Here is a 12,941-nt window from a genome sequence, read left to right as displayed (position 1 = left end):
CGCATGACAGCAAAGGCCGGACAACCCGGCGACGCCACGCTGGTCTCGTGCTTCCGCACGGCCGTGGTGCCCGCAGCCGGGCTCGGAACGCGATTCCTGCCCGCGACCAAGACGGTGCCCAAGGAACTCCTCCCGGTGGTGGACACCCCCGGCATCGAACTGGTCGCCACCGAGGCCGCCGACTCGGGCGCCGAGCGGTTGGTCATTGTCACCTCGCCGGGCAAGGACGGTGTGGTCGCGCACTTCATCGAGGACCTCGTGCTGGAGAGCACCCTCGCCGAGCGCGGCAAATTCAAACTGCTGGAGAAGGTGCGCAAGGCGCCCGGCCTGCTCGATGTCACCTCGGTGGTGCAGGACGAACCGCTCGGCCTCGGCCACGCGGTCGCCCAGGCCGAAGCCGCCCTCGACGACGACGAAGACGCCATCGCCGTACTGCTGCCGGACGATCTGGTGCTGCCTTCGGGCGTGCTCGACGTGATGAGCCGGGTCCGGCGCAAGCGCGGCGGCACCGTGCTGTGCGCCATCGATGTCCCCAAGGACGAGGTCAGCGCCTACGGCGTGTTCGACGTGGCGCCGGTGCCGGACGCGGTGAATCCGAATGTGCTGCGGGTCAAGGGCATGGTGGAGAAGCCCGCGCTCGCCGATGCGCCGTCCACCTTCGCCGCCGCCGGTCGATATCTGTTGGACCGCGCCATTTTCGACGCGCTGCGCCGAATCGAGCCCGGCGCGGGCGGCGAATTGCAACTCACCGACGCCATCGCGTTGCTCATCGCCGAGGGTCATCCGGTTCATGTGGTGGTGCACCGTGGGTCGCGCCACGATTTGGGCAACCCGGGCGGCTATCTTCGTGCTGCGGTCGATTTCGCTTTGGAACGCGACGAATACGGCCCTGCCCTGCGGGAGTGGCTGCAGCATCGGCTCGGTCCCGACTGGGATCCGCAGTTGACTGCCTACGACTGAGGCGGGCGTCGGTTTCGCCGATAGTGGACCGTCGGGTACGAATGATGGTTCACCGCGCGGGGTGAGCGTCAGACCCGGAGGCGGTAGCTTGCGTAACCACGAAGGGGCAGCGAGCACCGCCGATGGAACACTGGCGTGCGCCTAACCGGTTGTGCCGGAGTGGAATCGCGCGGTGCGATCGGTGGTGTGCGAAGAGATCAGGAAGGGCTGGATGCGCTCGGTTGAGGATCAGCAGATCAAGGTGACCGCCGCGGCGGTCGCGCCTCGGCCGGTCCGGGTCGCGATATCCGAGGCCCAGGGCCTGCTGTGTGCCGAGGACGTCGTCACCGAACGACCGTTGCCCGGATTCGACCAGGCGGCGATCGACGGCTACGCGGTGCGCAGCGTCGATGTGGCCGCCGCGGGCACCGACATTCGCAACGAGAACGACGAACTGGTCGATCTGACACTGCCGGTGGTCGGCGAGGTGATCGCCGGTTCGCGCCAGCCGATCCGGCTGCAACCGCGCCAGACCGTCCGGGTCGACACCGGCGCTCCGCTGCCGACACTCGCCGATGCCGTGCTGCCCCTGGACTTCACCGACGGCGGCCGCGCGAAGATCAAGATCTACGAACCGGTCCGCTCCGGCGACTACGTGCGGCGCATCGGCGACGACGTACAGCCAGGTGATGTCGCGGTGCGCGCGGGCACCATCATCGGCGCGGCCCAGGTGGGACTACTAGCCGCGGTCGGTCAAGACAAAGTGCTCGTGCATCCGCGGCCGCGGTTGTCGGTGATCTCGGTCGGCGGCGAACTCATCGACATCGATCGCACCCCCGGGCCCGGCCAGGTCTATGACGTGAACTCCTACGCCCTCGCCGCGGCCGCCAGGGACGCGGGCGCGGACGTGAACCGGGTCGGCATCGTGAGCGCGGATCCGCGCAGGCTGCGCGACGTGGTCGAGGGACAGCTGGTGCGCTCCGAGGTCGTCGTCATCGCCGGCGCGGTGGGCGGCTGGGCCTCCGATCAGGTCAGGGAGGCACTGGAGGGGCTCGGCGAGCTCGAAATCGCCCGGGTAGCCATGCATCCCGGGTCGGTCCAGGGCTTCGGTCGGCTCGGCCGCGACGAAGTGCCCACCTTCCTGCTGCCGTCCAACCCGGTCGGCGCGCTGGTGGTGTTCGAGGTGATGGTGCGCCCGCTCATCCGAATCGCCTTGGGGCGCAGACATCCCATGCGACGGATCATCATGGCGCGGACCATCACCCCGATCAGTTCGATGGCCGGTCGCAAGGGCTACCTGCGCGCGCAACTCATGCGTGACGAGGCCACCGGCGACTACCTGGTGCAACCACTCGGCGGTGGCGCGGGCGCGTCGTCGCACCTGCTCGCCACCTTGGCCGAGGCCAACAGCCTGATCGTGATAGACCCCGACGACACCGAGATCCGCACCGGTGACGAGGTCCGGGTTGCCTTCCTCGCCCAGCGCGGCTGAGGCGTGGAGGCGATGAGCGTGTTCCGGGTGACCCAGCATCCGGGATGGCCCGCGCGGCTCGGTCCGGTCCGGGTCGCGGCCGGGCAGGTGACCCTGCGTCCGGTGCGCCTGCGCGACGCCGCCGCGTGGAGCCGAATCCGGCTGCGGGACAGGGAGCATCTGGAGCCGTGGGAGCCCACCGGCCGCGGCGCGTGGGAGGCGCGCAATCACGCGTCCAACTGGCCGTCGCTGTGGTCGAGTCTGAAGGCCGAAGCCCGGCGGGGCGCGATGATTCCGTTGGTGATCGAGGTGGACGGCGCGTTCAGCGGGCAGTTGACCGTCGGCAATATCGTGCGCGGTGCGTTGCGTTCGGGCTGGATCGGTTACTGGGTGGCCAAGGACCTCAGCGGCCAGGGTGTCGCGACCGCGGCGCTGGCGCTCGGTCTCGACCACTGCTTCGGGCCGGTCGGCCTGCACCGGGTCGAGGCGACGGTGCGGCCGGAAAACCTGGCGAGCCAAGCGGTGCTGCGCAATGTGGGCTTCCGGGAGGAAGGCATGCTGCGCCGCTACCTCGACGTGGACGGCGCATGGCGCGATCATCTGCTGGTCGGCATCACCGTCGAGGAGCTCATGGGCACGGTCGTCGACCGGCTGATTCGCGAGGGCCGGGCCACCCCGCTGTAGTTACTCGTGCAATCCGGACACGCCCGGCGCATTCGACGCGCGGCAGAATTGGTGGCTTTGTGACAGGTGTGGCAGATGTGCACGGCGCGCCTGCCGTATCTCGACGCGTCACGGAATTAACCTACGGACGTCGGAGGTGCGTCTTGCGCCCCCGGCAGGGAGCCTGCGAGGCGACCGGCGTGCACGCCGCACCGGCGGATGAACGCCGGGCGGACGCGGGGCGTGCTACGCACCGCTCGCCGGCCGAACGGACCAATCCAGGCCGGGACGGAGGTGCTGACCGCGATGCCGAATTCGATCCTGTGGATCGGACTGGTCGTGCTCTGGGTCTTCGTCCTGTTCCCGATCCTCGCCGACCGGCACCCGAGGATCCGGCGGACCACCGACGCCGCCCTCGCGACGCGCGTGCTGCACCGTGGAGATTCCAAGCGGCGCACCAGGAGTGGACCGGCCGCAGGCCACGAAACCGACCCCAACTGGCGGCCACGCCGCGCACAGAGAAAGTATTCCCACAGCGATGATGCGGAGGACCGGATGACAACACCGGCCGACGACCCCGTTACCGAAGGTGACATGACCGCGATCGCCGAATCCGCGGCATCCCACCCCGATCCCGACATCGCTGACGCCGAACTCGCCGACGCCGAACTCGCTGACGCCGAACTCGCTGATGCTGAACTCGCTGACGCTGAATTCGACGACGCCGGACCAGATGGTGCCGAACTCGATGACGCGGTAGAAGCGTCCGATAACGAATCGGTAAGTGCGGGAGCGGAAGACATCGATTCCGACAACGCGGACAACGAAGTCGCTGCGCGAAACGACGACGCGGTCGATGATGACGAGGTGGGCGAAGAGCGCACCGAACCGGCAGCAGCCCGGATACCCCCCGCGCGCTCCACCGCGCCCGCGCGCGTCGCCGACGACGACTACGACGACGAGCCCGCCGCGCATCGTGACTGCGACGACTACGAATCCGATTCCGACGACCTCGATTACGTTCCGACCCGGCGCGGCCGCGGCGGCTATGACCCCGAGGCCGACGCCATCGCCCGCGCCGCCCGCTACACCTTCCGTCAGCGCGCCGTCCTCGGTCTCGTCCTCGCCGCCCTACTGTGCGGCGGCCTCGCCGTCGCCATGACACCCCAATTCTGGTGGGGCTGTGGTCTGGCCTGCGTCGTGCTCGTCGGCTACCTGACCTACCTGCGCCGGCAAGTACGCATCGAAGAAGACATCCGCCGCCGCCGCGCCGCCCGCCTCAGCCGCGCCGATCAACTCGGCGAACACCACCACGGCCCACGCCCCTCCCAGGCCACCCGCGCCAGCATGGACCGCGACACCGCCCGCGCCCTCCGCCGCCGCTCCGCCCTCCTCGAAGTCGACGACGAAGACCCCATGTTCGACCACCTCGACCCCTTCGACCCCGCCACCGCCCGCGCCCTGCGCGACCGCACCGGCGGCGGCGACATGCGCCGCGCGGCAGGCGAGTAGAACCACACCAGCGTAACTCCCGATAACCCCAGCTCACCCGCCCGATTCGGAGTCTCGCAACATCCTTTGCTAGAGTGACACAGCGCGGTTCCCCGGAGCCGCACGGGGCTATAGCGCAGTTGGTAGCGCGTCTCGTTCGCATCGAGAAGGTCAGGGGTTCGATTCCCCTTAGCTCCACCTAGTGTCCCTTATCCGAACCCGTGACCATACCGGCACGAGTTCGGATAAGGGACCAGCGTTGACCGACCGAGATGGTCAAATCTTCTTCCTATGTTCTCCATCGCTGTTTCGTGCCTGGGCATTGCTTGAGGGTGGAGCCGATGTCGGTGCGCGTCCTGTGCCGCCTCGGTCGACGATGCGTAGAGCCTGTCTAGGTCAGGTCGTCTACGTAGAAGCGTTCGTAGAAGGTGTGATTCATCAAGCGGCGGGTGTTGCCGTCCGCGTCGCGGTGCATCGCGTGGGGGTTGGACAGTACGCCCAGGGCTTCATGCAGCACGCCTGTACCGGCTGCTAGCTCCGCAGTTACGGAGGAGACCGCTGCTTTTGTCGTGGCGCGATGGGCCTGGATGCGTTGGAGTCGGACTTTGATCTTGGCTTGAGGCAGTGTGCCATCGGCGGAGAGGTCGAGAAGTCCTTCCTCCTGCCCGTCGAGTTCGGCAAGACGTGCCTCGAGGCTGGCGTGGCTGGCATGGATAGTGCCTTGCTCGTCGGCCAGTGTCGATTCGAGCAGGGTGTTGACATCGCTGGCGAAATCTGGCGGCAGGCGAAGCGTCGTGTAGCGGCCGACGATGGGTTCTTCGATGAGAGCGACCGGCAGATGCGGCAAAGTCGCAGATACCTTCCTGGCGGCTGCGGCATACGAAGTATTCGTAGATGCGGCCAGTGTGGCTGCGTGCTTCGGTGTAAATCAGCCGCGATATCCGGCCGTGGTCGCGGTGGCATCGACGGCAGAAGAGGCCGCCCTCGAGGTAGTGCATGAAGACGCGGTCGCACTGCCGGCTTTGCTGCGGAAGTTTCGGACGTCCTGTGTCCGTTCGTAGAGGCGGGTTCGTGGCGACCAGGGTAGATCTGGTTCTTGTGGACCACGAATCCGGTGTAGTAGAGGTCGGCGAGCATGCGGTGCAGTTGGCGGGCTTCGACGGGGCGTTCGGGCAGTTGCCGCGGGCTCGGCTGGTCAATCCGCGATCGGCCATTGCCGCTTCGAGTCGTTCGACGGTGTAGCCGCCGGTGGCGTAGAGCTTCCACGCGGTGCGCGCCAACGGTGCACGCACAGGGTCGAGTCGGATGCTGTTGAAGAGTTCGCCGTCGAATTCGGTTTGGGTGTTGAGGTAGCCGAGTTTGGCGTAGCCGTTGATGGCTTTCTGCAGCAGGACCGAAGGCCGGGCCCAACAATGGATGGCCGGATACTTGCGCGATCACGGCGTGAAAACATGGCTGCACAAACCGATCGCCGCCTTCGCCGAACGCACGCTGGCGCCCGATGCCGAATGGGGCCCAGCCAGAGGAGACGGCTTGACCCTACGGGCGGGCGATGTGGCCATTCTGGACTGCTCGCCGATCGTCGACGGCTACACCGGCGATGTCGCCTACACCGTCAGCGTCGGTGCGAACGCCGAACTCAGCAAGGCTCAGACGTTCCTCAGTGAACTGCGGGACCTGCTGCCGGAGCAGTTGCCGATCCAGCAACGGCTCGACGATCTGTCTCAGCGGCGGATCATCATTGCGCCATAACCCCGCGAACACATCGGCGTTGCACCATCGGGCGTAACAGGGCGCCGGACTGGCAGGGACCGGTATTCGGGTAATCGGGTTCTGGACCGGGAGAGGTCGGTGTGCAGGGGGCCCGCGTGTGTGCGTCTCTGTTCAGCTCAGACGACTCGGGCTGAGGCTTCTGGTGGCTGATCAGCGGTTATCTCGACCTCGGTGGCACCGAGGATGCGTCCGTTGGCTTGGACCTCGATGCGGTGTGGGCCGGGATGGATCGTGCGGATCGCGAGGTGCCCGAATCGGTGTTGGCGTGAGAAGGGGACCGCTTGGCCTGCGGGGAGGTCCCGGACGGTCAGCTTGAACACTTTGCCCGCTTTGGGACCGCGGAATCCTTGGTAGTGGACCAGGTAATCGATCGCCGCTTTGGTTGAGTTGGCGGCGCGCAGTGTGAACGTGAGCGTTGTCGTGTCTCCGATGGAGATGGTGGAAGGTGAGCAGGCGAGGTTCGCGATTTCGATCGGGGCGCTGTGATCGAACCCGAGAACTGCAAGAGCGGCCGGGTGCCCTCGCTTGACGAGGGTTCGCAGGCCGTGGCGCACGACGAAATCGCCCTGTGTGGTGCTGAGGGACCATCGCGTGGCGGTGTCGAGGGCGAGGTCGGGGTGGTCTTTGCTGATATCGTTGAGATGGTTCGCCACTGAACGGCGTACGTAGGAGGAGTCGTCGTTGACCAGAGCCTCCAGCAGCCCCAGCACGGGAGTGGGATCGGCGACGAATCGGGACAGTCGTGGCGCCCAGGGCAGCCGCGGCCGCGTGCCCTCCGAGACGAGCCGCCGCACATGTTCGTCCGGGTCAGTGGTCCACGACCTGAGGTAGTCCATCGTGAGGTGATAGTGGGCGTCGAGGAATGGGCGGATGGCGAACTCGGCGGTGTAGCGGGGAGTGAGTGCGGCAAGTAGCGGGAGCGCGATGTCTGGCCGATCCAGCATCGCTGAGGCAACGTAGGCGTTGACGGGCATGGAAGCCCACCCCTCGAGGCCCCCGTTGTCGAGGGCAGCGCGGATCAGCTGATCGGCTTCTTCCCGGGACGCCGGCATCGTCGCGGAGAGGGCACCGGCGATCCTGTCCATACGAGCTTTCAGCTCGAGTTCACCGATGCCGGTGCCTGCGAGCTGCTCGAACGCGGTCCGGTCGAACGAGGCCGAGGCGCCGGCGAGTTCGCGTGCGAGGCGCGCGATGAGCTCCGGTGACAGTTCTTCTTTGAAGTCGGCCATCTCAACGCCATCCGCTGGCGAGGTCGAGGGCCTGGGCCACTCGCTCCTCTAGGCTCGATGGCAGGAGAGCTTCGATGCGTTCCCACTGCTCGTTCGTGAACTGCGTGAATCTCGACCTGCGCACCATGGATTCGAGTCTGCCGCAGGATCACTCGCACCCACGAATCGGGGACGCGACCTGTAGCTCATCCGAGGACGCGGTAGCCGAGATCGCAGGCTGCTCTGAGCAGAAGTTGTCACCCCGCCTGGATAGTGTGTCGGCATGCCGAATACCGATGCGTCAAACCTGGAGGCCGAAGTCGTCGCCGCGAACCAGTTGCTGGCGACCTGGTTCGGGACCGACGCGGACCCGGAGATCCTCGACCGCCTCGCCGCGACCCAGGCCGAGACGTTCTCGATGGTGAGCATAGACCGTGTCCGAGTCAGCCAATCCGAGCTGCTGGCCCTGCTACGGCAGGCGCGCAATTCCCGGCCCGGCCTCGAGATCCAGATCACCGACTTCGAGGTGCTGTTCAGCGAGGGCGACGTCAGGGTGATTCGCTGTATGGAACGCCATCACTTCGACGGGAAGCGCAGCGATCGCTGGACGACCGCCGTGCTGACCACCCAGCCGACCTCGCCTCGATTCCTCTGGCAGGCACTGCACGAATCCCTGGTCGACTGAAGCAACATCACCGCCATTTCTGAGTACGGTCGCGCTCGCGGCGAATGAGGTATTGGTGCTCGGGGTCGGTGCGATCGCCTTACTGGGCCGTGGTGTGCCCGGCGCAGGCGGGCAATCGGGCCCGAGCGCGGCGGCGTCTTCACCGCCGTGGTGCTGTGGAACGCCGCTCCTTGGGACGCCACCGTCGCCCGGCCCTCATCGGCACACCCGCTAAGCATCAAACACCCAGCCCCGCAGCCAAAATCAGGAAACCCGCTCGACCAGTGACTACCGGAACCTCGTTGGTTTTGCGCGGCTACTATCGGGACCCGCTGACAGCGGCGGGCACTCTGTGGACCGAACAACGTCGGCTGTCGGGAAACCTGGACGACCGGATAGTCCGGTTCAGTGCGGGCCGATGTGCGGTTTCGTGCCGGGCTCCTGTGCGGGTTCGGATTGGGGCGCGGCAGGCACGACCGGCTTGGGCAGTTTGTCGGTCGCGTCAGCCCGCGTGACCTCGGCGTCCACGCCAGGGAAACCGATCGGTTTCGAGGCAGGCGGCTGGGCGAGGCGCAGCGCGGAGGTGAGATCGCCGAAGGTGCGGCGCCGCCAGTCGGGATGCTCGCCCGCGATCTCCGGCGGCATCAGCCAGGTCACCGCAGGCAGCTTGGCCGACTGCGCGTCGGCTTCGAAGGTCCCGGCGGGTGAGGATTGAATTCCCTTGCGGTACAAGGGCGAATCCGGCGCCGCTTCGCATGAACAGCCTTCCGCCGTTCCGGCAAACCGATTGCTGCGCCGACCAGTATCCCAGCCGCCTGAGCCGTTCCACTTTCGGCTTGCGCCGTACGGGCGGACCGGTGCGCCGATCTGCGCGTTGTAGTTACGGTCCTAACCCCAGCTGCGAGCGAACGGCGAGCGAGTGGGCTACAAATCCTCTACCAACCTCTCTCAGGCTGGGATTTTTGGTTTCCGGACTTCCTTCGCGTTGGTGGATCTTCCAACTAAGTCCCAACTAATTCGGCTCTGGTCACCTCTGACCGCCCACTGCCTTGTCGAGGGCTGCAGCAGCTGCCCGGTGAACCCGACCATGTGCCATGTAGTGGCGCTGGGTCATCGCGGGGTCGACGTGCATCAGGACATCCGCCGTCACGCGTGCCGACGAGCCAGCGTCATCGAGAATCGTCGCCACCGCGCCTCGGAAACTGTGCGCCGTCACATCGTCCGGAATGCCCAACGCGTCGCGAACCCGCTGCCATTCATGCCCGACGTTCTGAGGATCACGCAGCGTCCACACGGTCGAAAGAAACACCAGATCGAGCACCGCTTCCTCGGTCGGCGGAGATGCAAGTTTCCGTGCCGCCAGGTTCTTGCGCCGCTGTTCAGCATCTCCACGACGAACTCAGGCAAGGCCAACGCTCCCTTGCGGTTCTCCGGATCGTCTTCGTTCTCGACTCGTACGAGACCTTTGCCCTTGACCCGAACGACCTTTCCGCTCGTGCGCAGCGTTCGCGCTTTCAGATCGATGTCGGACCACAACAGCCCAGTACCTGGCTGCGTCGCAATCCGGTGCCCGCAAGCATCGTTATCCAGTCCGCGAGATCGAGCCGTTCACAGAATTCCGCCACAGTCGGGGCGTGTAGGAGGCCACTGGCTTCTTCCGATTCCGTTCTGCCCGCGACAGTTTTCGAGGGCACGGAGCATCGGAGCTGCGTACGGCCGCCAGCATGGCACACAGCTCCTCGACGGTGATGTCGCGAGAGCCGCCTGTCCGTCCCCTGGCCTCGATATTCTCGGCGACCACCGAACGCCGTGTTCTCGCGTTAGGCCAAGCCCAACCGCCGACTGCCGCAGTGGAACGCAACCCGGCTACGCACCTGGTGTCGAGCGGGGCGGTACCGGGCAAACCCAAGGCCGTGACCGAGGACCGACACGCGACCGCTGACGCCCTGGACTCAAGCCGACACCGCCACCGGCAACGCCTGCAATGATTCCTGAATGCGAAAGATGCCCCCCAGACGAATCTGGAGGGCAGCTCGCGTTAAGGCTCGGTTGAAGCAAATTAACCGGGTATATCGACGTCCAGCAGGCTCATTCGCCGCCCTGGCTTGTTCCGTTCCCCGGCTCCTTAGTCCAGCTGCCACTCCGGCTCCGGCTAGTGCACACCCCCATCGTCGTCCCCCCCATTGTCCGAGTCCTCCTCTGGCTTCGGCTCTGGCTTCGGCTCTGGCTTCTTCTCCTCCTCCTCCTTCTTCTTCTCCTTCAGGCAGTCTTTGAACTTGGCGAAGTCATCGGCTTCCTCCGCGCACTTCACGATGTCCTCGGCCTTCACGGCGGCGGCTGCGGTGGGTGCCGTACCCACGGCGAAACCGGTCGCGACTGCTACCGCAATTGCGCCGACAGTCACCCGGCGACCTATTGAACCGACGATAGACATGGGCGAACTCCTCCTTTGCACGCTCTGTGCGGGCTGGTACCAGCCCGGATTTAGTTCGTCACGGACGGGTCGTCGGATGGTTCGTGCGAACAGCGCTGGGCCAGAAGAGGCACGCGACCTCGGCGGCTCTGATACTCAGTACCGAGGCGGCGACAGCTGCCACCAGTATCCGGCTACGACGCATAGCGTCTCCCGTCCGTAGAGGTCGACCGGCCGATCCGGTCCGGGTCGAGCTGGACTGGCGTCTGTCATTGCGATGAAAGCCGTTGGTGTTCAATACGTTCAGTTAGATGATCTGCATGTATTCCTGCCATCACCAGTCGGATCGGACGGTCTCCTGGACGTCTGCGTCTGCGGGTAATGGGGGCGCCCTCCGCTGCGCTCGGGGCGGCACCCTGGTGCGTAACCGGGATGAAGGACCGTTCGGTAAAGGCCGGGCGCCCAAGGACTGAAGAGTTCCAGGAGACATGACGACCCCTGGGTACGAGTCGAGCCCGATCCGAAGGACGGACCGGGCTCGGCTGCAAGGCCAGGGGGTGGGTTGCCAGCGTCAGATCAGGAGCAGTCCAGCGTCTGATCGTCCCACTGGCCGTTGGCCTGGTCGTATTCTTCTTCGGTGTTGGCGTTTTCGATAGCGGTCGTTCTGGCGGCTGAGCCACGCAGCCCGGGCCCGAGCCGACCTGCAACTGCAACAGGTGGATTCGGCCACATTGAGCCGGGCTGTACCCTCCCGGCGCGGGTGGTCTCACCGACCGATCTCGCCAGTTGTCCAGCAGATCGCAGGCACGCTAGTGAGTCACTGCTCGCCAATAGAAATGTTGTGTCTGGCCAATGGGATCGCGTGTCACTGTGAGGAGGTGCCAGCCGGCGTTGCTCCATTCATCTAGATGCGCCTGAATTTCATCGTGACCGTTGCTGTCGACGCGGCTGTGTTTGTAGATGTAGCGCCCTTGCATACTTCGAGGGTAGGTGGCCGCGCCGTCGCATCGCCCGATTCCTGTTTCCCGTACGCCAGGTACTGACCGTCGCGTCGCGACCGGGCAGGCACATGGTCAGATTCGCGAAAGATAATGTGCCGCAACTTTGATGCGTTCACTCGAGGCGCCGCGCCCCGGACCTCCAGTCGAATCCGCCTACCGCTCAGGTTCGACTCCGCGAATCTGTGCCCGCCCAGAGCCTACCGAGCCGATCCCCCGCAAGGACTGCGCCGCAATGCTTCTGGATCACTACTGGGCGGGAGATGAGCGCGGCGGGAAGCCCGTTATCTGCGCACCGCGGTGTCGGAGGGCAACTCTCCGAACCGGTCGCGATATTCGCGGGCGAAGCGACCCAGATGGGTTATGCCCCACCGATAGGCGATCGTGCCGACCTGGTCGGTGGAGCCGAGGATGTCGGCGCGGATCCGCTCGAGCCGGAGGTTGCGGATGTAGGACATCGGTGACAGGCCGAGGCGGTCGCGGAATGCGGAAGTGAGGGTCCGCGGGCTGCAGGCTGCGGCCGCGGCGATGTCTCCGAGGCCGATGTGCTCGGTGAGGTTCGCGTCGATGAACGCGAGGGCTGCGCGCAAGGAGCGCGGGTAGCCGGGCTGCGGACCGTCACGCAGTTCATCGGTGTGCGAATGTGGCTGGGCCAGCAGCAGGGCGGTGACGATGCATCGGAGCTGGCTGCGCAGTAGCTCCGCGCGCTGGAACAACGGGTCATCCGAATCGAGCTGTTCCACCAGGGAACGCACCAGTAGCCGCACGGCGCGTCCCTTGGGTTCGGCCAGGTCGAGGGCGAAATCGAAACGCACTGTCGACACGGGCGGGTGCCCGGTCAGCGCGGTGAATTCTTGATCGACCAGAGCGGCGTCGATCCGCAGCCCCAGAAACCGCGTTCCGTCGCCGAGTGGCCGCAGCTCCTGGGTGTCTCCGGGGTTGATGATGCCCGCCGTCGCCGGGTCGAGGGTCGCCCGCAGGCTCCCCCTGGTCGCCGCGATCGTGCCTGCCACACCGATATTGACGAAATAGGACCGGCGGCCGACCCCCGAGACCACGCGCACATCGAGTGGCGAGGCAAAGTAGCCGGCCGCGAAGTCGTGGGCGCTGACGCCGCGCAGCTCATGGTCGCCGTGGCGCAGCCCGTCCAAGGGTGAGGTGGCGATCGAGCCGCCGAACAGCCGGGTGGCCGCGTTGAGCAGATCGACCGGGTTCTGCGACTTGGTGAGGAGGAAGTTGTGCAGCGGCGCCGTCACGGCGTTCACCTCCCTTGCACCGGCCGCCACGGTTTTCCGCGTCGCGTGGCGGGTGGCGCTGGTGT

At 66.1% G+C, this 12,941-nt stretch carries 13 protein-coding genes and 1 tRNA gene; 8 read left to right on the top strand and 6 right to left on the bottom strand.

Annotation, left to right across the window (positions count from 1 at the left end; translation table 11 throughout):
• Positions 1-3 precede the first annotated feature (3 nt).
• The 5 genes from KV110_RS36660 to KV110_RS36640 all read left to right on the top strand — a co-directional run bounded on the left by KV110_RS36660 (position 4) and on the right by KV110_RS36640 (position 4,762).
• Entirely contained in the window at positions 4-960 is a 957-nt protein-coding gene (locus KV110_RS36660; protein ID WP_218471706.1) for a UTP--glucose-1-phosphate uridylyltransferase, read from the top strand.
• Positions 961-1,171: 211 nt separating this feature from the next.
• Positions 1,172-2,431 (top strand): molybdotransferase-like divisome protein Glp, encoded by a 1,260-nt coding sequence (glp, locus tag KV110_RS36655; RefSeq protein ID WP_218471705.1) that lies wholly within the window; start codon positions 1,172-1,174, stop codon positions 2,429-2,431.
• 12 nt (positions 2,432-2,443) lie between these two features.
• The gene (locus tag KV110_RS36650) at positions 2,444-3,094 is read left to right on the top strand and encodes a GNAT family N-acetyltransferase (protein WP_218471704.1); all 651 of its coding nucleotides are present in this window, start codon (positions 2,444-2,446) and stop codon (positions 3,092-3,094) included.
• Positions 3,095-3,379: 285 nt separating this feature from the next.
• Entirely contained in the window at positions 3,380-4,585 is a 1,206-nt protein-coding gene (gene sepX, locus KV110_RS36645) for a divisome protein SepX/GlpR (protein WP_218471703.1), read from the top strand.
• A 104-nt stretch (positions 4,586-4,689) separates the two neighbouring features.
• Positions 4,690-4,762: transfer RNA gene (locus tag KV110_RS36640), tRNA-Ala, on the top strand.
• Positions 4,763-4,955: 193 nt separating this feature from the next.
• On the opposite strand, the gene KV110_RS36635 is transcribed toward KV110_RS36640, so the two are convergent.
• Positions 4,956-5,411 (bottom strand): hypothetical protein, encoded by a 456-nt coding sequence (locus KV110_RS36635; protein ID WP_218471702.1) that lies wholly within the window; start codon positions 5,409-5,411, stop codon positions 4,956-4,958.
• Positions 5,412-5,635: 224 nt separating this feature from the next.
• Here KV110_RS36635 and KV110_RS36630 point away from each other — a divergent pair, with 224 nt between their 5' ends.
• Positions 5,636-5,806 carry a hypothetical protein gene (locus KV110_RS36630; RefSeq protein WP_218471701.1) on the top strand — a complete coding sequence of 57 codons (171 nt, stop codon included), beginning with the start codon at positions 5,636-5,638 and terminating at the stop codon, positions 5,804-5,806.
• A gap of 132 nt (positions 5,807-5,938) precedes the next feature.
• Positions 5,939-6,316, top strand: coding sequence for a M24 family metallopeptidase (locus KV110_RS36625; protein ID WP_218471700.1), 378 nt, complete (start codon positions 5,939-5,941; stop codon positions 6,314-6,316).
• A 137-nt stretch (positions 6,317-6,453) separates the two neighbouring features.
• On the opposite strand, the gene KV110_RS36620 is transcribed toward KV110_RS36625, so the two are convergent.
• Positions 6,454-7,566 (bottom strand): DNA alkylation repair protein, encoded by a 1,113-nt coding sequence (locus KV110_RS36620; protein ID WP_218471699.1) that lies wholly within the window; start codon positions 7,564-7,566, stop codon positions 6,454-6,456.
• A 262-nt stretch (positions 7,567-7,828) separates the two neighbouring features.
• Between KV110_RS36620 and KV110_RS36615 the strand changes: the two genes are divergently transcribed.
• A complete protein-coding gene (locus KV110_RS36615; protein ID WP_218471698.1) occupies positions 7,829-8,230 on the top strand; it encodes a hypothetical protein in 402 nt (133 codons plus the stop codon).
• Positions 8,231-8,614: 384 nt separating this feature from the next.
• On the opposite strand, the gene KV110_RS36610 is transcribed toward KV110_RS36615, so the two are convergent.
• The 4 genes from KV110_RS36610 to KV110_RS36595 all read right to left on the bottom strand — a co-directional run bounded on the left by KV110_RS36610 (position 8,615) and on the right by KV110_RS36595 (position 12,876).
• Positions 8,615-8,941, bottom strand: coding sequence for a hypothetical protein (locus tag KV110_RS36610; protein ID WP_218471697.1), 327 nt, complete (start codon positions 8,939-8,941; stop codon positions 8,615-8,617).
• Between the two features lie 295 nt (positions 8,942-9,236).
• The gene (locus KV110_RS36605; protein WP_246634196.1) at positions 9,237-9,530 is read right to left on the bottom strand and encodes a tyrosine-type recombinase/integrase; all 294 of its coding nucleotides are present in this window, start codon (positions 9,528-9,530) and stop codon (positions 9,237-9,239) included.
• 831 nt (positions 9,531-10,361) lie between these two features.
• Positions 10,362-10,643, bottom strand: a complete 282-nt coding sequence (locus tag KV110_RS36600; protein ID WP_218471696.1) for a hypothetical protein — start codon at positions 10,641-10,643, stop codon at positions 10,362-10,364.
• A gap of 1,261 nt (positions 10,644-11,904) precedes the next feature.
• Complete coding sequence (locus KV110_RS36595) at positions 11,905-12,876, bottom strand: helix-turn-helix transcriptional regulator (RefSeq protein WP_218471695.1); 972 nt, start codon at positions 12,874-12,876, stop codon at positions 11,905-11,907.
• Positions 12,877-12,941: the final 65 nt, after the last annotated feature.

Origin of the sequence: Nocardia iowensis (assembly GCF_019222765.1) — a bacterium.
GTDB lineage: Bacteria > Actinomycetota > Actinomycetes > Mycobacteriales > Mycobacteriaceae > Nocardia > Nocardia iowensis.
Note: the sequence above shows the minus strand (reverse complement) of the source record. Positions and strands in the feature narration are given on the sequence as shown.

Excerpts from the sequence above, each read along its gene's own strand:
- KV110_RS36625 (WP_218471700.1), top strand. The coding sequence starts at position 5,939 with ATGGCTTTCTGCAGCAGGACCGAAGGCCGGGCCCAACAATGGATGGCC.
- KV110_RS36620 (WP_218471699.1), bottom strand. The coding sequence starts at position 7,566 with ATGGCCGACTTCAAAGAAGAACTGTCACCGGAGCTCATCGCGCGCCTC.
- glp (WP_218471705.1), top strand. The coding sequence starts at position 1,172 with ATGCGCTCGGTTGAGGATCAGCAGATCAAGGTGACCGCCGCGGCGGTC.
- KV110_RS36660 (WP_218471706.1), top strand. The coding sequence starts at position 4 with ATGACAGCAAAGGCCGGACAACCCGGCGACGCCACGCTGGTCTCGTGC.
- sepX (WP_218471703.1), top strand. The coding sequence starts at position 3,380 with ATGCCGAATTCGATCCTGTGGATCGGACTGGTCGTGCTCTGGGTCTTC.
- KV110_RS36615 (WP_218471698.1), top strand. The coding sequence starts at position 7,829 with ATGCCGAATACCGATGCGTCAAACCTGGAGGCCGAAGTCGTCGCCGCG.
- KV110_RS36650 (WP_218471704.1), top strand. The coding sequence starts at position 2,444 with ATGAGCGTGTTCCGGGTGACCCAGCATCCGGGATGGCCCGCGCGGCTC.
- KV110_RS36600 (WP_218471696.1), bottom strand. The coding sequence starts at position 10,643 with ATGTCTATCGTCGGTTCAATAGGTCGCCGGGTGACTGTCGGCGCAATT.